At 75.3% G+C, this 20,287-nt stretch carries 20 protein-coding genes and 1 pseudogene; 10 read left to right on the top strand and 11 right to left on the bottom strand.

Annotation, left to right across the window (positions count from 1 at the left end):
- Window positions 1–17: 17 nt before the first annotated feature.
- The 3 genes from BMW27_RS16030 to BMW27_RS16020 form a co-directional block, all read right to left on the bottom strand.
- Window positions 18–1,661, bottom strand: a complete 1,644-nt coding sequence (locus BMW27_RS16030; protein ID WP_091445855.1) for a carbamoyltransferase family protein — start codon at window positions 1,659–1,661, stop codon at window positions 18–20.
- Between the two features lie 109 nt (window positions 1,662–1,770).
- Complete coding sequence (locus tag BMW27_RS16025) at window positions 1,771–3,504, bottom strand: RecQ family ATP-dependent DNA helicase (protein WP_245743633.1); 1,734 nt, start codon at window positions 3,502–3,504, stop codon at window positions 1,771–1,773.
- An 80-nt stretch (window positions 3,505–3,584) separates the two neighbouring features.
- Entirely contained in the window at window positions 3,585–5,912 is a 2,328-nt protein-coding gene (locus BMW27_RS16020) for a putative bifunctional diguanylate cyclase/phosphodiesterase (RefSeq protein WP_091445853.1), read from the bottom strand.
- A 362-nt stretch (window positions 5,913–6,274) separates the two neighbouring features.
- Between BMW27_RS16020 and BMW27_RS16015 the strand changes: the two genes are divergently transcribed.
- Complete coding sequence (locus BMW27_RS16015) at window positions 6,275–6,670, top strand: TOBE domain-containing protein (RefSeq protein ID WP_091445851.1); 396 nt, start codon at window positions 6,275–6,277, stop codon at window positions 6,668–6,670.
- A gap of 98 nt (window positions 6,671–6,768) precedes the next feature.
- Here the strand turns inward: BMW27_RS16015 and BMW27_RS24635 are convergent.
- A pseudogene (locus BMW27_RS24635) lies at window positions 6,769–7,020 on the bottom strand (TOBE domain-containing protein); the annotation flags it as partial.
- Between the two features lie 68 nt (window positions 7,021–7,088).
- Here BMW27_RS24635 and modA point away from each other — a divergent pair.
- The 5 genes from modA (at window position 7,089) to BMW27_RS15985 (ending at window position 10,919) form a co-directional block, all read left to right on the top strand.
- Window positions 7,089–7,886 (top strand): molybdate ABC transporter substrate-binding protein, encoded by a 798-nt coding sequence (gene modA, locus BMW27_RS16005; RefSeq protein ID WP_091445849.1) that lies wholly within the window; start codon window positions 7,089–7,091, stop codon window positions 7,884–7,886.
- A complete protein-coding gene (gene modB / locus BMW27_RS16000; protein ID WP_091445847.1) occupies window positions 7,883–8,689 on the top strand; it encodes a molybdate ABC transporter permease subunit in 807 nt (268 codons plus the stop codon). The genes modA and modB overlap by 4 nt, the downstream gene beginning before the upstream one ends.
- 55 nt (window positions 8,690–8,744) lie before the next feature.
- Entirely contained in the window at window positions 8,745–9,797 is a 1,053-nt protein-coding gene (locus BMW27_RS15995; RefSeq protein ID WP_091445844.1) for an ABC transporter ATP-binding protein, read from the top strand.
- A 133-nt stretch (window positions 9,798–9,930) separates the two neighbouring features.
- Entirely contained in the window at window positions 9,931–10,512 is a 582-nt protein-coding gene (locus BMW27_RS15990) for a nucleotidyltransferase family protein (RefSeq protein ID WP_091445842.1), read from the top strand.
- Window positions 10,509–10,919: a molybdenum cofactor biosynthesis protein MoaE gene (locus BMW27_RS15985; RefSeq protein ID WP_091445841.1), complete on the top strand. Its 411-nt coding sequence runs from the start codon at window positions 10,509–10,511 to the stop codon at window positions 10,917–10,919. Before BMW27_RS15990 ends, BMW27_RS15985 begins: the two co-directional genes overlap by 4 nt.
- Here BMW27_RS15985 and BMW27_RS15980 read toward each other — a convergent pair.
- The 6 genes from BMW27_RS15980 to BMW27_RS15955 all read right to left on the bottom strand — a co-directional run bounded on the left by BMW27_RS15980 (window position 10,916) and on the right by BMW27_RS15955 (window position 14,588).
- Complete coding sequence (locus BMW27_RS15980) at window positions 10,916–11,242, bottom strand: hypothetical protein (protein WP_139206917.1); 327 nt, start codon at window positions 11,240–11,242, stop codon at window positions 10,916–10,918. The genes BMW27_RS15985 and BMW27_RS15980 overlap by 4 nt on opposite strands.
- 189 nt (window positions 11,243–11,431) lie before the next feature.
- Complete coding sequence (locus BMW27_RS15975) at window positions 11,432–11,932, bottom strand: GAF domain-containing protein (RefSeq protein ID WP_245743631.1); 501 nt, start codon at window positions 11,930–11,932, stop codon at window positions 11,432–11,434.
- Between the two features lie 52 nt (window positions 11,933–11,984).
- Entirely contained in the window at window positions 11,985–12,188 is a 204-nt protein-coding gene (locus BMW27_RS15970) for a hypothetical protein (RefSeq protein WP_091445836.1), read from the bottom strand.
- Window positions 12,189–12,306: 118 nt separating this feature from the next.
- Window positions 12,307–12,555 carry a MoaD/ThiS family protein gene (locus tag BMW27_RS15965; protein ID WP_091445834.1) on the bottom strand — a complete coding sequence of 83 codons (249 nt, stop codon included), beginning with the start codon at window positions 12,553–12,555 and terminating at the stop codon, window positions 12,307–12,309.
- Between the two features lie 2 nt (window positions 12,556–12,557).
- Window positions 12,558–13,610: a GTP 3',8-cyclase MoaA gene (gene moaA, locus BMW27_RS15960; protein WP_217638185.1), complete on the bottom strand. Its 1,053-nt coding sequence runs from the start codon at window positions 13,608–13,610 to the stop codon at window positions 12,558–12,560.
- A 102-nt stretch (window positions 13,611–13,712) separates the two neighbouring features.
- Complete coding sequence (locus BMW27_RS15955; RefSeq protein ID WP_091445833.1) at window positions 13,713–14,588, bottom strand: hypothetical protein; 876 nt, start codon at window positions 14,586–14,588, stop codon at window positions 13,713–13,715.
- A 201-nt stretch (window positions 14,589–14,789) separates the two neighbouring features.
- On the opposite strand from BMW27_RS15955, the gene BMW27_RS15950 reads away from it, so the two are divergent.
- The 3 genes from BMW27_RS15950 (at window position 14,790) to BMW27_RS15940 (ending at window position 18,148) form a co-directional block, all read left to right on the top strand.
- Entirely contained in the window at window positions 14,790–16,031 is a 1,242-nt protein-coding gene (locus BMW27_RS15950) for an MFS transporter (protein ID WP_091445831.1), read from the top strand.
- The gene (locus BMW27_RS15945; protein ID WP_091445828.1) at window positions 16,028–17,209 is read left to right on the top strand and encodes a GNAT family N-acetyltransferase; all 1,182 of its coding nucleotides are present in this window, start codon (window positions 16,028–16,030) and stop codon (window positions 17,207–17,209) included. The genes BMW27_RS15950 and BMW27_RS15945 overlap by 4 nt, the downstream gene beginning before the upstream one ends.
- A gap of 99 nt (window positions 17,210–17,308) precedes the next feature.
- On the top strand, window positions 17,309–18,148 hold the full coding sequence (locus tag BMW27_RS15940; RefSeq protein WP_091445827.1) for an aldo/keto reductase: 840 nt from the start codon (window positions 17,309–17,311) through the stop codon (window positions 18,146–18,148).
- A 75-nt stretch (window positions 18,149–18,223) separates the two neighbouring features.
- Here BMW27_RS15940 and BMW27_RS15935 read toward each other — a convergent pair whose 3' ends face one another.
- Window positions 18,224–19,033, bottom strand: a complete 810-nt coding sequence (locus tag BMW27_RS15935) for a DUF3097 domain-containing protein (protein ID WP_091446337.1) — start codon at window positions 19,031–19,033, stop codon at window positions 18,224–18,226.
- Window positions 19,034–19,346: 313 nt separating this feature from the next.
- Between BMW27_RS15935 and BMW27_RS15930 the strand changes: the two genes are divergently transcribed.
- On the top strand, window positions 19,347–20,287 hold a 941-nt coding region (locus BMW27_RS15930; RefSeq protein ID WP_091446335.1), incomplete at its 3' end, for a PRC and DUF2382 domain-containing protein.

Genomic DNA, 20,287 nt, shown 5'->3' with positions numbered 1-20,287 from the left:
GGCCGCCGGACCCCGGGTCAGCGCGGGGTGGGCCTCGGCCGGCGGACGACGAACGGGCCGATGGCGAGCAGGTCCACCGGCGCCGACCCGAAGCACTCGAGCGCGTCGCGCGGGTCGTCGACCATCGGCCGCCCGGCGGTGTTCAGGCTGGTGTTGACCACCACCGGGATGCCGGTGCGCCGCTCGAAGGCCGAGATCATGCTGTGCACCAGCGGCTCGGTCCCGCGGTCGATGGTCTGGATGCGCGCCGTCCCGTCGACGTGGGTGACCGTCGGGATGCGGTCCTTCCACTCGGGGGCGACGTCGTGCACGAAGAGCATGTACGGCGAGGGGATCGGACCCCGGCTGAAGATCTCGGGGGCCCGCTCCAGCAGCACCATCGGCGCCACCGGGCGGAACTGCTCCCGGCCCTTGACGTCGTTCATCCGCTCCAGGTTGGCCTCGAACCCGGGGTGGGCCAGCAGCGAGCGGTGGCCCAGCGCGCGCGGGCCGAACTCCGACCGGCCCTGGAACCAGGCGACGATGCCGTTGTCGGCCAGCACCTCGGCCACGGCCTCGGCGACGTCGTCCGGACGCTCGTAGTCGATCGCCGCCGTCTCCAGCCACCGCTCGATCTCGTCGTCGCTCCAGCCCCGGCCGAGCGCGGCGCCGGGCATCGGCTCGGTGCGCTCGCCCAGCTCCGCGGCCACGTGCAGGGCCGCGCCCAGCGCCGTCCCGGCGTCCCCGGCGGCGGGCTGCACCCAGACCTCCTCGAACGGGCTCTCGGCGAGGATCCGCGTGTTGGCCACGCAGTTGAGCGCCGTGCCGCCGGCCATGGTGAGCGTCTTCTCGCCGGTCTGCTCGTGCACCCAGCGGGCGAGGTCGACGAGCACCTCCTCCAGCCGGGTCTGCACGCTGGCGGCGAGGTCGGCGTGGGCCTCGGTCCAGGGCTCGTCCTTGCCCAGCCGCGGGGCGAACTCGGTGAAGTCGATCCTCTCGGTGCGGAACCCGCCGTCGTCCGTGGCCCGGATCAGCTCCGACAGCTCGCCGAGGAACCGCGGCTTGCCGTAGGAGGCCATCGCCATGACCTTGAACTCGTCGGAGCTGCGCAGGAAGCCCAGGTGGTCGGTGAGCTCCTCGTACACCAGGCCCAGCGAGTGCGGCAGCGCCTGGCCGGCGAGCACCTCCAGCTGGCCGTCGACGTACCGGCCGGCCAGGTGGCTGTGCGCCTCGCCGCGGCCGTCGAGGACGAGGACGGCGTTGTCCCGCTGTGGCGCGGCCTTGCCGGCCGATGCGGCGTGCGCGACGTGGTGCTTGACGAAGTGGACCGTGGCCGGGTCGAGCCCCGGCAGCGCGTGCGCCAGGAAGCCCGGGGCCATCTCGGCGTACCTCTTGCGCATGGTGTCGCCGTCGTCGAACAGGCCGGACTCCTCCGGGGTGCCCATCAGCGCGGGGTCGAAGGAGTAGGCGACCGCGTCCAGTTCCTCGGGCCGGATCCCGGCCTCCCTCAGGCACCAGGCCGCCGACAGCTCGGGCAGCTCCCAGGCGCTCCACGGCAGGGGGCGCTTGCCGTGCTTGCGCCGGCTGAACCGCTCCTCCTCGGCCGCGGCCACGACCCTGCCGTCGACGACCAGGGCCGCCGACGGGTCGTGGTAGATGGCGTTGATGCCCAGGACCTTCACCCGTGTACTCCTTCCGCCGGGCACGCGGGTCGCCCGGTCTCCGTGGTGATCATCGAGCCGGTGCCTGCTCTTCGCAGGGCGAAGGGGTCCCGGGTCGCCGGACCGGGGGTCAGTCGCGGCGCTCGAGCAGGTCGTTGTCCAGGACGGCGGCCAGCGCCAGCGTCTTGTAGCCGACCTCCTCGAACAGGACGACGACCCGGTCGTCCTCGACCCGCATGACCACGCCGGGGCCCCACTCGGTGTGCTGCACCGGGGTCTGCGGGGGGAACGGCGTCTCGTCGCCGTCGGGCTGCTCCTGGGACAGGCCGGCGTCGCAGTTGTCGCAGTTCCCGCACGGCTGCTCCAGCTGCTCGCCGAAGTAGCCGAGCAGGAACTGCCGCCGGCACGCGGTGGTGTCGGCGTAGCCGCGCATCATCTCCACCCGGCTCTGGTCGACCTGCTCGTGGTGCTCGGCCAGCTCGCGGGCGGCGGCCGCGGCGTCGCCGGGGCTCGGTGCGCCCTCCACGGGGTGGACGGCGCCCTCCTCGTCGAGCACGACCGCCGACACCTGTTCCAGCAGGTTGAGGTCGCGGGCCAGCGGGGTGGCGGGCCGGCCGGTCTGCTCGCGCAGCTGCCGCACGTCGACGCCGTCCTCGATGCCGGCGGCCTCTGCGGCGGCGACCAGGCCGGCGACCTGCTGCAGCTCCTGCTCCGGCGGGATGCCGGCGGCGAAGAACCTGCGCAGGCCCAGGTCCTCCTGGCGGTACACGAGCAGGGCGAGCGCGGGCTGACCGTCACGGCCGGCGCGGCCGATCTCCTGGTAGTAGCTGTCGACGGAGTCGGCGGGTTCGGCGTGGACGACGAAGCGGGTGTCGGGCTTGTCGATGCCCATGCCGAAGGCGGTCGTGGCGACGACGACGTCCAGCTCGTCGTCCATGAACGCGCGCTGGGTGTCCTCGCGCTCGGACTTCTTCAGCCCGGCGTGGTAGGGGCGCACCCGCAGCCCGCGCTCGGCGAGCTCGGCGGCGATGCCCTCGGTGCCCTTGCGGGTGGCGCTGTAGACGATCCCGGGGAGCCGCCCCTCGCCGACCAGGCCGGTGACCCGGTCCAGCACGGCCTGGTCCTTGCCGTGGGCGTCGGCGTGCTGCTCGACCTCCAGCCGGATCTCCGGCCGGTCGAACCCGGCCACGACGACCCGGGCGTCGCGCATGCCCAGGCGCTCGAGGATCTCCGCGCGCACCGGGGGCGCGGCGGTGGCGGTGAGGGCGAGCACCGTCGGGTGGCCGAGCTGCTCGATGACCCCGCCGAGGCGCAGGTAGTCGGGGCGGAAGTCGTGACCCCAGGCGGAGACGCAGTGGGCCTCGTCGACGACGAACAGCGCGGGGTGCGCCTTCGCGATGGCCTCCACGACCTCGGGCTTGGTCAACTGCTCGGGAGCGAGGAAGAGGTGGCGGACCGTCCCGTCCGCGAGTCCTCCGAGCGCGGCGCGCTGGTCGCCGGCCGAGAGCGCGGAGTTCAGCTGAGCGGCCCGGCCGTCGAGTCCGTCGAGCTCGTCGAGCCGGCCGACCTGGTCGCGCTGCAGCGCGATGAGGGGGGAGACGACGAGCACCGGACCGTCGACCAGCTGCCCGGCGATCTGGTAGACGGCGGACTTCCCGGCGCCCGAGGGCAGCACCGCCAGGGTGTCCCGGCCGCTGACCACGGACTCCATCGCCTCCTCCTGACCCGGCCGGAAGTCCTCGTAGCCGAGCAGCTCGCGCGCGGTCTCCCGGATGCGGCGGGTGCGGACGGAGGGGGACGCCCCTGCGGGGTCCTGCTTCTTGCGGAGCACCGGCACCGGCTGCCCGAGGTCGCCGATCGGCAAACGGGACGCTGGTGGCACGGCACCCCGAGCGACCCGTCCCGGGGGTGGGCGGTGTGCGACCACGCACGAGGCGGTGGCGGTCACCTCGGCCGGCTGAGCCAGTCCCGCTCGATCTGCTGCGCGGTCGCCGGGTTGCCCAGGAGGAAGCCCTGGACCTGGGGGCACCCCAGCTCCCGGAGGCGCTGGAGCTGCTCCTCCGTCTCCACGCCCTCGGCGGTGACGGTGGCGCCCAGGTGCTGGGCGAGCGCGAGCACGGCAGAGACGATCGCGTCGGTCGGGCGGTCGTCGGGCAGCCGCGCGATGAAGGAGCGGTCGAGTTTGAACGCCTGTGGCGTCCGCTCGCGCAGCGCCGCGAAGCTGGAGTAGCCGGTGCCGAAGTCGTCCACGGCCAGCATGACGCCCGCGGCGGTGAAGCGTTCCAGGGCTGCCCGCGCCCCGGGCTCCACCGCGCAGGACTCCGTCATCTCCAGCTCGAGGGCGTCCGCGGGCAGCCCGACGCGGTCGAGCAGCGCGAGCACGCGGGGGGCGAAGTCCGCGGGGAGCAGCTGACGGGTCGAGACGTTGACCGCCACGCGGGGGGTCGGGCCCGGGCCGAAGACCCGTCGCCACTGCACGGCCTGGGTGCAGGCCTGCTCGAGCACCTGCATGCCGAGGTCGTGGATCAGCCCGGTCTCCTCGGCCAGGGCGATGAACTCCGTCGCCGGCACGTCCCCGCGCTCGGCGTCGTGCCACCGGGCGAGCGTCTCCACGGCCACGAGCCGGCCGTCGGTCACCCGCACGATCGGCTGGTAGGCGACGGTCACCGCTCCGGCTGCGACCGCGCGGCGCAGCGCGGCGCGCAGCCCCAGCCGGTCCCGGGTGTGCTGGCGCAGGGGTTCGTTGAACACCTCGTAGCGGTGGCCTCCGGTCGCCTTGGCCCGCTGCAGGGCCAGGTCCGCCGCCCGGAGGACCTCCTCGGCGTGCCCGCTCTCCTCCGACCCGGTCAGGCCCTCCCGCTCCGCGCGCAGCCGCGGCCGGGCCAGCCCCTCGGCGTCGGCGACCGCGACCCCGACGCTGACCGTGACGACGACCTCCCGGCCGTCGACGGCGTACGGCTCGGCCAGCGCGGCGAGCAGCCGCTCGGCGACCCCGGCTGCCTCCTCGACGCCGGTCACGCCGTCGAGCAGGACGGCCATCTCGTCCCCGCCGAGCCGGCTGACCAGGTCGCCCGGCCGCACGGCCCTCTCCAGCCGGCGCGCGACCGCCACGAGCAGCTCGTCGCCGGCGTCGTGCCCGAGCTGGTCGTTGACCGCCTTGAAGCCGTCCAGGTCGCAGTAGAGGACCGCGAACCTGGCGTCCGGTCTGCGCTCGGCCCGGTGCGCCGCGGCGTCCAGGCGGTCCATGAGCAGGACCCGGTTGGCCAGCCCGGTGAGCGAGTCGTGCACCGCCGCGTGCTCGGCGGCCGCGATGCTGGCCTGCCGGCCGGTGACCAGCGCGCCGAGGGTCAACCCGGCCAGGGTGAGGGTCACCAGGCCGAGCTGCAGCCGCAGCGGGCTCTCCACGACGTCCCGACCGACCAGTGCCACGGCGAGGGTGTTGGCGACGAGGACGGCGAACGCCACCCGGGGCAGCCCACCACGGACGGCGATCCAGATGAGCGGCACGTACACGAGGTAGGCCAGGTCCAGCCCGCCGACCGCCGGCTCGCCGTAGGCCAGGTACACGGTGGCGAGCAGCAGGACGGTCTGCCCGACGAGCTCCAGCGGCTGGTCCAGCACGCGGTCGGCGAGCCGGCCCAGCCACCGCGGCCGGACCCGGCCCGGCCAGGACGGGCGCTCGTCCCCCCGTCCGACCGGGACCGGGTCGGTGAGCGCCGGCCGGTCGCGCCAGAGCGCGGGCACCCGCCGGCTGGCCACGAGCAGCGCGGGCGTCAGCACCCCGACGCCCGTGGCCCGGCCGGACCAGAAGCCGAGGACGCCGCGGAACAACTCGTCCCAGGTCAGCAGCCCGGTGACGATGTACTGCAGGACCTGGGCGACCGCGACGACCAGCGGCCCGGCGACGGCGGCCAGCCCCAGCAGCCAGACGACGTCACGCTGACCCGGGAGGCGGGGGTCGATCCGCAGCCGCCGGAGCAGGAGCCAGGCCACGGCCGTGTAGACGGCGGTGCTGACCACGCCCCCGAGCCAGACGCTGACCCAGCTGACGTCCGGACCGCTGACCACCAGTCCGTGCAGGGGGTCGGTCAGCACGAGGAGCGGGGCGTAGCGCAGCCCGAACACGAGCAGCAGGACGAAGCTCAGCCCGGTCGGGGGGTACCACAGCGACACCTCCTGGCGTGCCTGGAAGACGCTGGCGATGACGTCCAGCCCCAACCAGAGCCCCAGGTACACCACCGAGACGATCAGCGGGCCCCACCACCGGCGCATCCGGCCCTCCTCTCCCGACGGGCGGTCGGGCGCCGGCTGCACTCCCACCTCGTCCCAGGTCCGGGTGTCCTACCCCGCTGCAGCCGGTCCACCGGCGGCCGAGGGGCCTGATCGCGGCGTGGTCCCCGAGCACGCGAGGGATCCGGGGGGGAGTCCTCCAGCCCCGCGTGCCGGAGGTGCGGGGGACGGCGGCCTCCCTGCAGGGTCCCGCCGCGAGCCTGGTGACGTGCTGGAACGGCGGCCCTCCTGCAGGGTCCCGCCGTGAGCCTGCGAGCGGTGGGGGCAGGGGTGGCCCCGTCCCGGGTCCCGCCCTGAGCCTGCGAAGGGTGGGGAGGACGGGGTCCTTTCTCTAGCCTGCTCCGGTGACGACCGCCTACCGGATCGCCGAGGCCGCAATTCTGCTCGGCGTCAGCGACGACACGGTGCGCCGCTGGATCGACAGCGGCCGGCTGCCCGCCTCCCGCGACGGGGGCGGCCCTGCGCACGTCGACGGTGCCGACCTGGCCCGGCTGGCCACGCAGCTGCACGAGGCCCCCGAGCCCGGCACCACCCGCGGCTCCTCGGCCCGCAACCGGCTGACCGGCATCGTCACCCGCGTCGTCCGCGACACCGTGATGGCGCAGGTGGAGATCCAGGCCGGGCCGTTCCGGCTGGTCTCGCTGATGTCGCGCGAGGCAGCCGACGAGCTCGGCCTGGACGTCGGCGTGCGGGCGGTGGCCACGGTCAAGGCCACCCAGGTCAGCGTCGACGTCCCCTGACGGCGGCCCCCTCCCAGGGCCCGCCCCGACCGGAGCGAGGGGGTGGGGGGCGAGGGGGCCCTCCTCCAGTCCTCGACAGCGAGCACCACCTCGGTCGACCTCACCGGGACGACGACCGCCGAGCCCGGTGACAGCCCGAGGTCCTCCACCGCCTCCTCGGTGACCGACGCGGTCTTCTCCTGACCGCCGACGGCGACCTCGACCGTCGCCGTCACCGACCCGGGCGTGACCGCGGTGACCGTGCCGGACGGCTGGTTGCGGTGGGCGGGCGCGTCGAGGCCCTCGGGTCGGCGACGAGAGGCCGACCGTACGACTGCGCGGACCCCCCACGCACCGTGGACGCCGCGGATCCGGAGCCATCTCGGTTATGGTCCCGCAGGCGCGGATCGGCTGGTCCGCCCGGCAGGGAGGAGTCCCGATGCGGATCCGGAGCTCGGTGGTGCTGGTGGCGGTGGCCGTGGGCGCGTTGAGCGCCTGCGGCGGAGGGGACGACGGCGTGGCCGCGACCACCACGACGGCGACGTCCGACGACGGCGGGCTCGGCGGCACGCTGACCGTCTTCGCCGCCGCCTCGCTCACCGACGTCTTCACCGACCTCGGTGAGCGGCTCGAGGCCGACCACCCCGGCCTGGACGTGCGGTTCACCTTCGCCGGCAGCTCGGCGCTGGCCGCCCAGGTCACCCAGGGCGCCCCGGCCGACGTCTTCGCCAGCGCCAACCGGTCGCAGATGGCCGTGGTCACCGACGCCGGGCTGGCTGACGGCGAGCCGCAGGTCTTCGCCGCCAACGTGCTGCAGATCGCCGTCCCGGCGGGCAACCCGGCCGGTGTCACGGGGCTCGCCGACCTCGCCCGGGAGGAGCTCGCGCTCGCGGTCTGCGCTCCGCAGGTGCCGTGCGGCGCGGCTGCCGAGGACGTCTTCGCCGCGGCCGGCGTGGAGGCGGCGCCCGACACGCTCGAGGAGGACGTGCGGGCCGCGCTGACCAAGGTCGAGCTCGGCGAGGTCGACGCCGCGCTGGTCTACACGACCGACGTCACCGCGGCCGGGGACGCCGTCGAGGGCATCGACGTCCCGGAGGCCGAGCGGGCGGTCAACGACTACCCGATCGCGGTGCTGACCGAGGCCCCCAACCCGCAGGCGGGCGCCGCCTTCGTCGACCTGGTGCGTTCGGAGGAGGGACGGCAGGCGCTGGCCGACGCCGGCTTCCGGACCCCGTGAGGCGCACGCGAGAGCCCGGCGTCCCCGTTCCGCTGCTCGTCCCGGCGGTCCTCGCCGTCGCCTTCCTGGTCCTGCCCCTGGCCGGCCTCGTCCTCCGCGCGCCCTGGGGTGAGCTGGGCCCGCAGCTGGCCGGCCCGGCGGTCGGCCAGGCGCTGCGCCTGAGCCTGGTCTCCGCCTCGGCCGCGACCGCGCTGTCCCTGGTGCTCGGCGTCCCGCTGGCCTGGGTGCTCGCCCGGTCCCGCGCCCGCGGCCGGTCGGTGCTGCGCGCGCTGGTCACCGTGCCGCTGGTGCTGCCCCCGGTCGTCGGCGGTGTCGCGCTGTTCCTCGTGCTGGGCCGGCAGGGCATCGTCGGCCGCTGGCTGGACCAGGCCCTCGACGTGACGATCCCGTTCACCACCACCGCGGTCGTCATCGCCGAGACCTTCGTGGCCATGCCGTTCCTCGTGATCAGCGTCGAGGGCGCGCTGCGCGCCGCCGACGCCCGCTTCGAGGACGCCGCCGCCACCCTGGGCGCCGACCGGTGGACGACGTTCCGCCGGGTCACCCTGCCGATGGTCGCGCCCGGGATCGCCGCCGGTGCGGTGCTGTGCTGGGCCCGCGCGCTCGGCGAGTTCGGCGCCACCATCACCTTCGCGGGCAACTTCCCGGGGACGACGCAGACGATGCCGCTCGCGGTCTACCTGGCGCTCCAGCAGGACCCGGACGCGGCGATCGTGCTCTCCCTCGTGCTGCTCGCCGTCTCCGTCGCGACGCTGCTCCTCCTGCGCGACCGTTGGCTGTCCCGACCAGGAGCCGCGGCGTGAGGTCCGCGGTGGGCACGTGGACTGCTCGTGACCGCTGGCTCACCCGGGCGGTCCGGTGAGCCTGACCGCCGACGTGCGGGTCGACCGCGGCCCGATGACCGTCGAGCTCGACCTCGAGGTGGCCGACGGCGAGGTGCTCGCCGTCCTCGGCCCGAACGGCGCCGGCAAGTCCACGCTGCTGCGCGTGCTCGCCGGGCTGCTCCCGCCCGACAGCGGTCGGGTCGCCGTCGGCCCCGAGACGTGGGACGACGTCCTCGCCGGCGTGCACGTCCCCGCGCACGAGCGCCGCCTCGGCATGGTCTTCCAGGACCACCTGCTCTTCCCGCACCTGTCGGTCACTGACAACGTCGCCTTCGGCCTGCGCACCCGCGGCCTCGGCAAGTCCGCCGCCCGCGCCGCGGCCCGCGACTGGCTCGCCCGGGTCGGGATCGCCGAGCTCGGCGACCGGCGGCCCGGCCGGCTCTCCGGCGGGCAGGCGCAGCGGGCGGCGCTGGCGCGCGCCCTGGTGGGCGAGCCGGCGCTGCTGCTGCTCGACGAGCCGCTCTCGGCGCTGGACGCCCGCACCCGGCTCACCGTCCGCGCGGAGCTGCGCCGCCACCTCGGCGAGTTCCCCGGCAGCACGGTGCTCGTCACCCACGACCCGGTCGACGCGATGGCGCTGGCCGACCGGGTCGTCGTCGTGGAGGAGGGCCGGGTCGTGCAGGCCGGGACGCCGTCCGACGTGAGCCGCCACCCGCGGACCGACTACGTCGCCCGGCTGGTCGGCCTGGCGCTGCTGCCCGGCACCGGCGCGGGGACGACGGTGCGGCTGGACGGCGGCGGCCGCGTGGCGGTGGCCGAGGAGACGGCGGGACCGGTGTTCGTCGCGGTCCGGCCGGAGTCGGTGGCGCTGTGGCCGGCGCGGCCGGAGGGCAGCCCGCGCAACGTGTGGCCGGCCCGGCTGGTGTCGGCCACGCCGCACGGGTCCACGGTGCGCTGCGAGCTCGACGGCGAGGTGCCGCTGGTCGCCGACGTCACCGCGACCGCCTTCGCCGAGCTCGGTCTGGCCCCCGGCACGCCGGTGTGGGCGTCGGTCAAGGCCTCCGACGTCGCCGTCTACGCGCGCTGAGACGTCCGCGCACGCCGGGACGTCGACGCCGCGACGATCAGCCGGGATCACCGTGGCGGGTCCTGGCTCACCACCGGTCGTGAGCCAGGACCCGCGACGATCAGCGCAGCCGGTCATCGGGGAAGGTGGCGGGATGAGCACGGTCGCGGGGCTGGTCCTCGCCGCGGGCGGCGGGCGCCGCTACGGCATGCCCAAGGCGCTGGTCGAGTACGGGGGCAGCCTGCTGGTGGAGCGGGCGGTGCGGACGGCGCGGGCGGTGTGCGACCCGGTGCTCGTCGTCCTCGGGGCGCAGGCGGTCGACGTCTGGCGGACGGCGGACCTCGACGGCGCCACCGTGCTGGCCAACCGCGACTGGGAGACCGGCATGGCGTCCTCGCTGCGCACCGGCCTCGACGGGCTCCGCGGCTGGCCCGGTCGCGTCGACGCCGTGCTGGTCACGCTGGTCGACATGCCGGGGATGACGCCGGAGGCGCTGCGCGCCCTCGCCGCGCACGCCGCCCCCGACGCGCTGGCGATCGCCACCTACGGCGGCGTCCGCGGGCACCCGGTGCTGCTCGGCCGGGAGCACTGGGCCGGCGTGGCCGCGAGCGCGACCGGCGACGAGGGCGCCCGCCGGTACCTCGCCGGCGCCGACGTCACCGAGGTCGACTGCACCGGCCTGGCCGATCCGACCGACCTCGACGTGCCGCCCGGCGGGGTACCGTCGGCGCCGTGATCGCCCGGGTCGTCGACGCACCCCTGTCCGTCGCCGAGCACGAGGACGCCGTCGCCGACAAGGCGGCCGGCGCGGTCGTCTCCTTCGCCGGCGTGGTCCGCGACCACGACGGCGGCCGGTCGGTGACCGAGCTGGAGTACGTCGGCCACCCGACGGCCGAGCAGGTCATCGTCGAGCTGGCGCAGGAGTTCGCCGCGCGGCCCGACGTGCACGCCGTCGCCGTCTCCCACCGGGTCGGCATGCTCGGCATCGGCGACGTCGCGCTGGCCTGCGCGGTCAGCTCCTCGCACCGCGGTGAGGCCTTCGCCGCCTGCGCCGAGCTCGTCGACCTGGTGAAGGAGCGGCTGCCGATCTGGAAGCGGCAGGTCTTCACCGACGGCGACGAGGAGTGGGTGGCCTGCCCCTAGCGCGCGGGCACCAGCTGCGCCTCGACGATCTTCGTGGCGCCGGCGGCCCGGGCGGCCACCTCGCCGCTGCGCTGCCGCACCCGGTCGAGCATCTCGGTGTCGTTCAGCGGCATCGTGGCGACGAGTCGCTCGGCCCGTCCCACCGCCGGGTCCGCGAGCACCGCGTCGACCAGGCGGGCGCCGGTACCCAGCGGCAGGTGACCGGACTCCACGTGCATCGCGGAGGCGACCACGCCGGGCACCTCGGTCCGGCGGATCTGGGCCTCGGCGAGCACGCGGCCCTCGGCCTGCACTCGGACGACGGACAGGACGGCAAGGGGCATGGTCGACGTCTCCACGACTCGGCGGGTGGGGCCGGCCCGGCGGCCGGCGGGGCTGCCCCAGGCGGGGGGGCCGGACGGCGCGGGACCGCGCCGTCCGGGACAGCCTCTCCCGCGCTCCGCGCGCCGGGGTAGGGACTTCCGTCCCGACCTGGCGGGGTGCCCGCCACCGGTGGCGCCGGGCCAGGCCGGTCAGGCGCGGGTGGCCGGCTCCGGCGGCTCGCCCGGCGTGATGCCGGCGGCGATGAGCGTGCTCAGCAGGCGTGCCACCGCCTCGACCAGGGGCAGGTCACGCGCGGCACTGCGCGGCCGGGCTCGGAACCCCCAGGCGCACAGCGTGCCGAACAGCTCCCCGTCCGGGCTGACGAGCGGAACGCCGATGTAGGCGGCGATCCGCGCGGTCGGCCCGGCCATGCGCTTGGCGAAGGCCGGGACGGCGGCGGTGACCGTGGCGGCCCGTGGGGCCTCCCCGGCGACCATGGCACGGCAGAAGGTGTCCGCCCACGGCAGCCAGGTCCCGGGGCGGACCACGTCGGGCGGGTGGGCGTGCAGCACGACCTGCCGGTCGTCCACGACCTGGGTCACCACCCACACGTCCCAGCCCAGGCGCTCGTGCAGTGCCTCGATCGCTCCGCAGGCCGCGGCCGGGAAGTCGCGCCAGGGGGCGACGTCCAGGATGGCGGGAACGGCCATGCCCACGATCGTCCTCGCTCCGCGGGCATTCCGGTACGGGATCGTGCGCAGGTCAGCGGACGGGGGCTGCGCCGTCGTCCGGGTCCCGCCGCACGGCCTCGTCGCGCAGCGCGGCCTCCTCCTCGGCCTCGCCCTCCAGCCGGTGGGCCTCTCCGTGCAGCTGCGCGGCGGCGTCCCCGTGGGACTCGCCGTACACCTCCTCGGCGCGGCCGACGAGTTCCTCGACCCTGGCCTTGGCCCTGTCCCAGATGCTCATGGGCCCATTCTCCGACGGAGGTGAGCAGGACGGGCGGCCCCCGTGCAAGGTCCCGCCGCCGGCCCCGTCCCGAGGCTCGCGCCGAGCGTGCGAGGCGTGAGGAGGACGGGGTCCTCCTTCAGCCCCCGGCGAAGGGCGGCAGCACGTCGACGACCGCGCCCGGCGCCAGCGCCACCGACCGGTCCCGGGTCTGGGTGCCGTCGACGAGGAACGAGCAGGCGGTGAGCACCTTCTGCAGCCGCTCCCCGTGCGTCTCGACGATCTGGCCGACGAGCTCGTCGAGCGTGCCGGCGTCCCGGGTCTCGGTCTCCACGCCGGCGGCGGCACGAGCCCCGGCGAAGTATCGGACGGTGACGTTCGAGGTCACGGTCAGCCCCCGATCGCCGACATGGGCCGCGCGGGCTGCAGGAAGCTCGGGTCGTCGATGCCGTGCCCGGGCAGCTTGCCGAGGGTGGCGATCCGCCAGCGGTCGGCCAGCTCGGCGTCGCTGGCGCCGTCGCGCAGCGCCGTCCGCAGGTCGGACTCCTCACGGGCGAACAGGCAGTTGCGGACCTGCCCGTCGGCGGTCAGCCGGGTGCGGTCGCAGCTGCCGCAGAAGGAGCGGGTCACCGAGGCGATGACGCCGACGGTCGCCGGGCCGCCGTCGACCAGCCAGCGCTCGGCCGGGGCCGAGCCGCGCTCCTCGGTGTCCGGGGTCAGGGTGTGCGCCGCCGACAGCCGCTCGAGGATGTCCTCGGCAGTGACCATCTCGCCCCGGGTCCAGGCGTGGTGGGCGTCCAGCGGCATCTGCTCGATGAAGCGCAGCTGGTAGCCGTGCTCGAGGCAGAAGTCCAGCAGCGGGACGGCGTCCTCCTCGTTCATCCCGCGCAGCAGGACGGCGTTGACCTTGACCGGGGTGAGCCCGGCGGCCTGGGCGGCGGCCAGCCCGGCGAGGACGTCGTCGAGCCGGTCGCGGTGGGTGAGCTGCTTGAACCGGTCCCGGTCGACGGTGTCGAGGCTGCAGTTGATCCGGTCCAGCCCGGCGGCGGCCAGCGCCGGAGCGACCCGGGCCAGGCCGATCGCGTTGGTGGTCAGGCTGACCTCGGGGCGGGGCTCGAGCGCGGTGGCGGCGGCGACGATGCCGACCAGGCCGGGACGCAGCAGCGGCTCACCGCCGGTGAAGCGGACCTCGCGGATGCCCAGCTGCTCGACGCCGATGCGGACCAGCCGGGCGACCTCCTCGTCGGTGAGCACCTCGACCTTGGGCAGCCAGTCCAGGCCCTCGGGCGGCATGCAGTACGTGCAGCGCAGGTTGCACCGGTCGGTCAGCGACACCCGCAGGTCGGTCGCCACCCGGCCGTGCCGGTCCACCAGCCCACCGGTGCCGGGGGCGGGATCCGGACGGCGGACCACCGGGTCCGGGAGCGGGCTGGTCGAGGTCACGCCTGCGAATGTAGTGCGGGAGGACGACGCCGTGCCGCTCCCCGAACGGGCGGTGGGGGGCGACCGGAGCTCCGGTCGCCCCCCACCCGGGGAGTGCGGAGGTCAGCCGATCGGGGTCGGCGACACCGGCTCCGGCGGCACCGGCACCGAACCCCGGATCCGGTTGCGGGCCTGGCAGTCGCTGGTGCAGTCGGTGGCGCCGGCGGACAGCTCGATCGCGTCCTCGCCGAGCACGCCGCCCATCCGGCCGCCCGAGGCGACCGACCAGCGGGTCGTCGTCCCGTCCTGGGCGAGCTTGGTGGCCACCTGCGGGCTGTCCTTGCCGAGCAGCATCTGGTGCGTCGTGTCGCCGGGGACGCCGTTCCCGAAGTTGACCTTCCCGGTGTACTCGTTGACGAAGTAGAAGAGCGTCGGGCCCAGCGTGTGCACGTACTCGACCGGGCCGCCGAACTCCTGCTCCATCTGGAAGATGCCGCCCTGCGGGGCGTCCTTGGCCTGCACCTTGAGCTTGCCGGCGGCGGTGGTGAACTCCGCGACGAGGACGCCGTCGCGCAGCCGCAGCTCGCCGATCCGCACGCTCCGCAGCTGGGCCGCGGTCAGCTGCGGCACCTTCGAGGCGAAGACGACGGTCGGGGCGGTCACCATCCGCTGCGGGTCCGGCGCGCCGGTCAGCGTGTAGTCGTGCACGCCGAGCGTCGCGGGGTCGATCGTGAACCCGACGTGCCGTCCGCGGACGGCGATCGGGCCGGTCGGGGTCACGTCGCGCAACCGGGCCTCCTGACCGGCGGCCGGGTTCGTCACGCGGCCGTTGACGGTGACGGCGAAGTCACCGGCCGTGGCGGTGGTCGTCGTCGCGCCGTCCTCGGCGGAGGCGACCGGGTCGTCGCCGCCCTTGGCAGCGGCGGTCCCCGGGGCGAGCAGGACGGCGAGACCGAGGACGACGGCTGGCAGCAGGCGCGGGCGGGAGGTCGCGGACACGGGACTCCTTCGGCAGGGGTGCGGTGCGTGTGCGACCGCTCACACAGAGTGCATGAACCGTCAAGCAGCTCTCCGACGGCACGCCGAGCCGTGGATTCTCGGCGGCGGGTCGCCGGGGCGCGTTGCTACCGTCGCGGGGCCACCCGAGAGACCGGCGGGCAGCCCCGCACTCGCCCGTGGCCAGGAAGCGCGAGACGTCCCGTGTCACCCCGCACCGTGTTCAGTCCCTACGCCCGACTGTTCGCCGTCCCCGGCTCGGTGGCGTTCTCCTTCGCCGGGTGGGTCGCCCGGCTGCCCATCCCCATGCTCGGCCTGGGCGCCGTGCTGCTCGTCGCCGGTGAGACCGGCAGCTACGGCCTGGCCGGCGCCGTGTCGGGCACGCTCGCGCTGAGCTTCTCCGTCGCCAGCCCGCAGTGGGCGCGCGCCATGGACCGCCGCGGGCAGGGCGCCGTCCTGCGCTGGGCGATGACCGGCTACGTGCTCACCGGCTACGGCTTCGTGGCCGCGGTGACCCTCGGCGCGCCCCGGTGGAGCTGGTTCGTGCTGGCGGCGCTCTGCGGCGCCAGCGGGCCCAACATCGGGTCGCTGGTGCGGGCGCGCTGGGCGGAGGCGCTGGCCGAGCCGGGCCGCCGGCAGACCGCCTTCGCGCTGGAGGCCGTCGTCGACGAGGTCGTCTTCGTGGTCGGTCCGCCGCTGGTGACGCTGCTGGCCACGCTCGTCGCGCCGCCCGTCGGCTTCCTCACCGGGATCACGCTCGGTGCGGTCGGCGGGCTCTGGCTCGCCCGCCAGCGGGCCACCGAGCCCGCCGTCCAGCCCGTCGACCCCGGCGCGCCGCCCCGCCGGTGGGCCGCGCTCAACGCGACGGTGCTGGTCGTCGCCGTCACCTACGCCGCCGTCGGCACGGTCTTCGGCGCGATGGACGTCGTCGTGGTGGGGTTCGCCGACGAGGAGGGTGCCCCCGCCCTCGCCGGGCTCGCGCTGGCCGTCTACGCGTTCGGCAGCCTCGTGGCCGGCCTGCTCTACGGCGTGGCCCGGCTGCCCGGGACGCTGGCCGCGCGCTTCCTGGTCACCGCCCTCGCCTTCGGCCTGGCCGCGCAGCTGCTGTGGGGGGTGGGCTCCCTGCCGGTGCTGGTGGCGGCGGGCTTCCTCGCCGGCACGGCGATCGCGCCGGTGCTGGTCTCGGGGACCTCGCTGGTCGAGTCGCGGGTGCCGCGCACCGCCCTGACCGAGGCCCTGTCGTGGACCACCACCGGGCTCACCCTGGGTGTCACCGCCGGGTCCGCGCTGGCCGGCGCCGCCGTCGACGCCTGGGGAGCGGAGTCCGCGTTCGCCGTCCCGGCGGGAGCCGCGGCGGTCGCCGCGCTCATCGCGCTGGCCGGCGCGCCGCTGCTGCGCCCCCGGACCGCGCCGGCCGCGCCGGACCTGGCCCGGGACGCCGCGTGAGCCTCACCGTGCGGCCGCTGGCCGACGACGAGCTGCCCGCCGCCTGGGAGCTGGGCCGGCTGGCCTTCGGCGGCCCGGTGGCGGCGCCGGCGCGGGCGCTGCGAGCGGTCGACGGCGTGCTGCGGCTGGGCGCGTTCGACGGGCGCGGCCGGCTGGTCGGCAAGGCCACCGACACCGGCCACGAGCAGTGGTGGGGCGGCCGGGCGCTTGCCACGGCCGACGTCGGTGGCGTCGCCGTCCTGCCCGAGTACCGCAGCGCCGGGGTGGCCCGTGCGCTGCTCACCGGCCTGCTGGCCCGCGGGCGGGAGCGGGGCGCGGCGGTCAGCGCGCTCCACCCGACCGTGTCGGCGGTGTACCGGCGGCTCGGGTGGGAGGTCGTGGGCGCGCTGCAGCGGGCCGACCTGGACACCGCCGCGCTGCCGTCGGCGCCGGTGCCCGGCGTCTCCGTGCGCCCGGGGGAGCCGGCCGACCTGGCCGTCGTCGACGCGCTCTACGGGACGCTCGCCCGGCCCCGCGCCGGGCTGCTCACCCGCCGCGGCGGCGCCTTCGACCTGCCGCACGAGGGCCGGTGGCCCGACGGGGTGGACGGTCTCACCGTCGCCGAGCAGGACGGCGTCCCCACCGGCGTCCTGGTGTACGAGCGCGGCACCGGCTACGGGCCCGAGGCGCGGCTGACGGTGCACGACCTGCTCGCGGTCACCGACCAGGCCGCGCGGGCGCTGGTCGGGGTGCTGGCCGGCTGGCGCACCGTGACCCGCACCGTGCGGCTGCCGCTGCTGGCCGGCGACGCGGTGTCCGGCGTGCTGCCGCTCGAGCGCTCACCGGAGGGTCCGAGGGCGGCGTTCATGCACCGACCGGTCGACGTGGTGCGCGCCGTCGCCGACCGCGGCTGGCCGGGGCACGTGCGCGGGCGGGTGGCGTTCACGCTGCTCGACCCGGTCGTGACGGAGAATACCGGGCCGTGGGAGCTGGAGCTCGCCGACGGCGCCGGGGAGCTGCGCCGCCCCCGCCGCGAGCCCGGGCTGACCCTCGACGTCCGCGGGTTCGCGCAGCTCTACTGCGGGATCACCACCGGACGGGCGGCGGCGCTGGCCGGGCTGGTCTCCGGCCCGGACGACCCGGCCGCGCTGGACCTCCTCGCCTCCGGCCCGCCGGTCCAGCTGCTCGACTACTTCTGACGACGGGTTGAGGGCCGGGTGACCGGGTAGGCGGTCGGTAGGCAGGCCGCGCGCCCCGTGCGTGCGCGGCGCCCCCATCCGCCAGCGAGAGGAGCCCTCGTGGCCACCGTGCCCACGATCCGACTCAACAACGGCGTCGAGATCCCCCAGCTGGGGTTCGGCGTCTACCAGGTCCCGCCGGAGGACACCGCCGACGCCGTCTCCACGGCCCTGGAGATCGGTTACCGGCACATCGACACCGCTGAGATGTACGGCAACGAGAAGGGTGTCGGTGAGGCCGTCGCCAACTCGGGCATCGACCGCGGCGAGGTCTTCGTGACCAGCAAGCTGAACAACGGCTTCCACCGCCGCGACGACGCGCTGCGCGCCTTCGACCAGTCGCTGGCCGACCTCGGCCTCGAGTACCTCGACCTCTTCCTCGTCCACTGGCCGCTGCCCGGGATCGACGTGGACTACATCGAGACCTGGAAGGCGATGGAGGAGATCTACGCCAGCGGCCGCTGCCGCGCGATCGGCGTCTCCAACTTCCAGACCCACCACCTGCGCCGGCTGTTCAGCGAGACCCAGGTGCGCCCCGCGGTCAACCAGATCGAGGTGCACCCCTACCTCACGCAGGAGGAGCTGCGGGCCTTCGACGCCGACCACGAGATCGTCACCGAGGCCTGGTCGCCGATCGCCCAGGGCAAGGTGCTCGACGACCCGGCGATCGTGGCCATCGCCGAGCGGCTGGACCGCACCCCCGCCCAGGTCGTGCTGCGGTGGCACGTGCAGCGCGGGGACGTCGTCTTCCCGAAGTCGGTCTCCCGCCAGCGCATGCAGGAGAACTTCGAGCTGTTCGACTTCCAGCTCGGCACCGGGGACATGGCCACGCTCACCGGTCTGGACCGCGGCGAGCGCACCGGTCCCGACCCGGACACCTTCAACTACATCCCGGGCTGACGGAGGACCCCCCGCCCCGCACCGCTCGTGCGCCCGCCCGCAGGGGCCTGCGACGGTGGGGGCCGGGGTCCGCCCTCAGTCCGTCGTCACGAAGTCGATGAGCTCCTCGACCCGGCCGATCAGCGCCGGCTCCAGGTCGGTCCAGGTGCGCACCCGGGCGAGGATCCGCTGCGCCCAGACGTAGCCGGTGTCGTCCTCCCAGCCCAGCCGACGGCAGACGCCGTCCTTCCAGGACTCGCCCTTGGGCACGACCGGCCACGCCCTGATGCCGACGACCGACGGCTTGACGGCCTGCCAGATGTCGATGAACGGGTGGCCGACCACCAGGGCGTGGTCCCCGGTCACCTGGGCGGCGATGCGGGACTCCTTGGAGCCGGTCACCAGGTGGTCGACCAGCACCCCGAGCCGCCGTCCGGACGCCGGGCGGAAGTCGTGCACGATGCCGGGCAGGTCGTCGACGCCGTGCAGCGGCTCCACGACGACGCCCTCGATGCGCAGGTCGTGGCCCCAGACCTTCTCGACGAGCTCGGCGTCGTGCTTGCCCTCGACGTAGATCCGGCCCTCGCGGGCGACCCGGGCCCGGGCGCCGGCGACGTAGGTCGAGCCCGACGCGCTGCGGGTCGGGGCCACCGGCGCCTGCGGCCTCGGGCGGACGAGGACGACCGGGCGGCCGTCGACCCAGAACCCGGGGCCGAGCGGGTAGGCGCGCACCTTCCCGAAGCGGTCCTCGAGGTGGACGACGTCCTTCTCGCAGCGCACCACGGCGCCCACGAACCCGGAGCTCGGGTCCTCGACGACCAGGTCGCGCTCGGCCTCGACCTGGGGGCTGGGCTTCTTGACGGTGCGCGGGTGCACCAGGTTGTCGTACGGCGAGCGGGGGGGCACGCCCTCCAGGATGAGCAGGCGGGGGCCGGACGGCGGAGGCGACGCGCCGGTGCGGATCGTCTGCGACACGCCCGAGCGGTCGATCGTGACCCGAGGTCACCCTTCGCCACCCCACCGCAGGAGCAGGCGACACCCCGTTGCATGCGCGCTGAGCAGGGGATATGGGACACCGGTCGGTCCCCTGACCGGGTCGCACGCCGATGTCCAGTCCACCTGGGCGTGTCGGGTGGACCGATGCCGTTTCGTGATCCGCTCGGCGGACACCCCTCTGTCCGACCGGAACACCCCTGCTCAGACGGGAGCGACAGCCACGATGATCGGCACTGAAGCCATCAGCCGCGTGATCGGCAAGGACGTCTACGACCAGAGCGGTGACAAGATCGGCTCGGCCTCGGAGGTCTACCTCGACGACGAGAGCGGTCAGCCGGAGTGGGTCACGGTGCGTACCGGCCTGTTCGGCACCAAGGAGTCCTTCGTCCCGATCCGGGACGCCGACCTCACCGACGACGGTCTCCGCGTACCGGTGAGCAAGAGCCAGGTCAAGGACGCCCCGAAGGTCGACACCGACGGGCACCTGTCGCCGCAGGAGGAGCAGGAGCTCTACCGCTACTACGGCATGCAGGTCGGCCAGGGGACGCAGACCGACACCACCGTGGGCCGGGTCGACCGCGACCAGCAGGCGGTCATGGACCCCTCGACGACGACGGCGACCGCGGGGACGGCCGACAGCGGCCGCGACCGCGACGTCGTCGACCCCACCACGACGACGGGGACGGCCGGCAGCGGCCGCGACCGCGACGTCGTCGACCCCTCGACGACGACCGAGACCACCGGGACGGCCGGGATGGCCGCCGGCGCCGCGGGGACGGCCGGGATGGCCGCGGGGACGTCGGGCCGCACGGACCGCGACCGGGACGGGCGAGCCGACCACACCGGCGAGGCCGGCGTCGTCGGCCGGGACGTCTCCGGCCCGACCACCGACAACGCGATGACCCGTTCGGAGGAGCGCCTCAACGTGGGCACCCGCTCCGAGGAGGTCGGCCGGGCCCGGCTGCGCAAGTACGTGGTCACCGAGAACGTGACCGAGACGGTGCCGGTCTCCCGCGAGGAGGTCCGGGTCGAGCGCGAGCCGATCACCGACGCCAACGTCGGCAACGCCCTGGACGGGCCGGCGATCTCCGAGGAGGAGCACGAGGTCACCCTGCACGCCGAGCGTCCGGTGGTGGAGAAGGAGGCCGTGCCGGTCGAGCGGGT

Origin of the sequence: Geodermatophilus poikilotrophus (assembly GCF_900111455.1) — a bacterium.
GTDB lineage: Bacteria > Actinomycetota > Actinomycetes > Mycobacteriales > Geodermatophilaceae > Geodermatophilus > Geodermatophilus poikilotrophus.
Note: the sequence above shows the minus strand (reverse complement) of the source record. Positions and strands in the feature narration are given on the sequence as shown.

Excerpts from the sequence above, each read along its gene's own strand:
- BMW27_RS15990 (WP_091445842.1), top strand. The coding sequence starts at position 9,931 with ATGAGCACGGTCGCGGGGCTGGTCCTCGCCGCGGGCGGCGGGCGCCGC.
- BMW27_RS16020 (WP_091445853.1), bottom strand. The coding sequence starts at position 5,912 with ATGCGCCGGTGGTGGGGCCCGCTGATCGTCTCGGTGGTGTACCTGGGG.
- BMW27_RS15975 (WP_245743631.1), bottom strand. The coding sequence starts at position 11,932 with ATGGCCGTTCCCGCCATCCTGGACGTCGCCCCCTGGCGCGACTTCCCG.
- modA (WP_091445849.1), top strand. The coding sequence starts at position 7,089 with ATGCGGATCCGGAGCTCGGTGGTGCTGGTGGCGGTGGCCGTGGGCGCG.
- BMW27_RS15980 (WP_139206917.1), bottom strand. The coding sequence starts at position 11,242 with ATGCCCCTTGCCGTCCTGTCCGTCGTCCGAGTGCAGGCCGAGGGCCGC.
- BMW27_RS15970 (WP_091445836.1), bottom strand. The coding sequence starts at position 12,188 with ATGAGCATCTGGGACAGGGCCAAGGCCAGGGTCGAGGAACTCGTCGGC.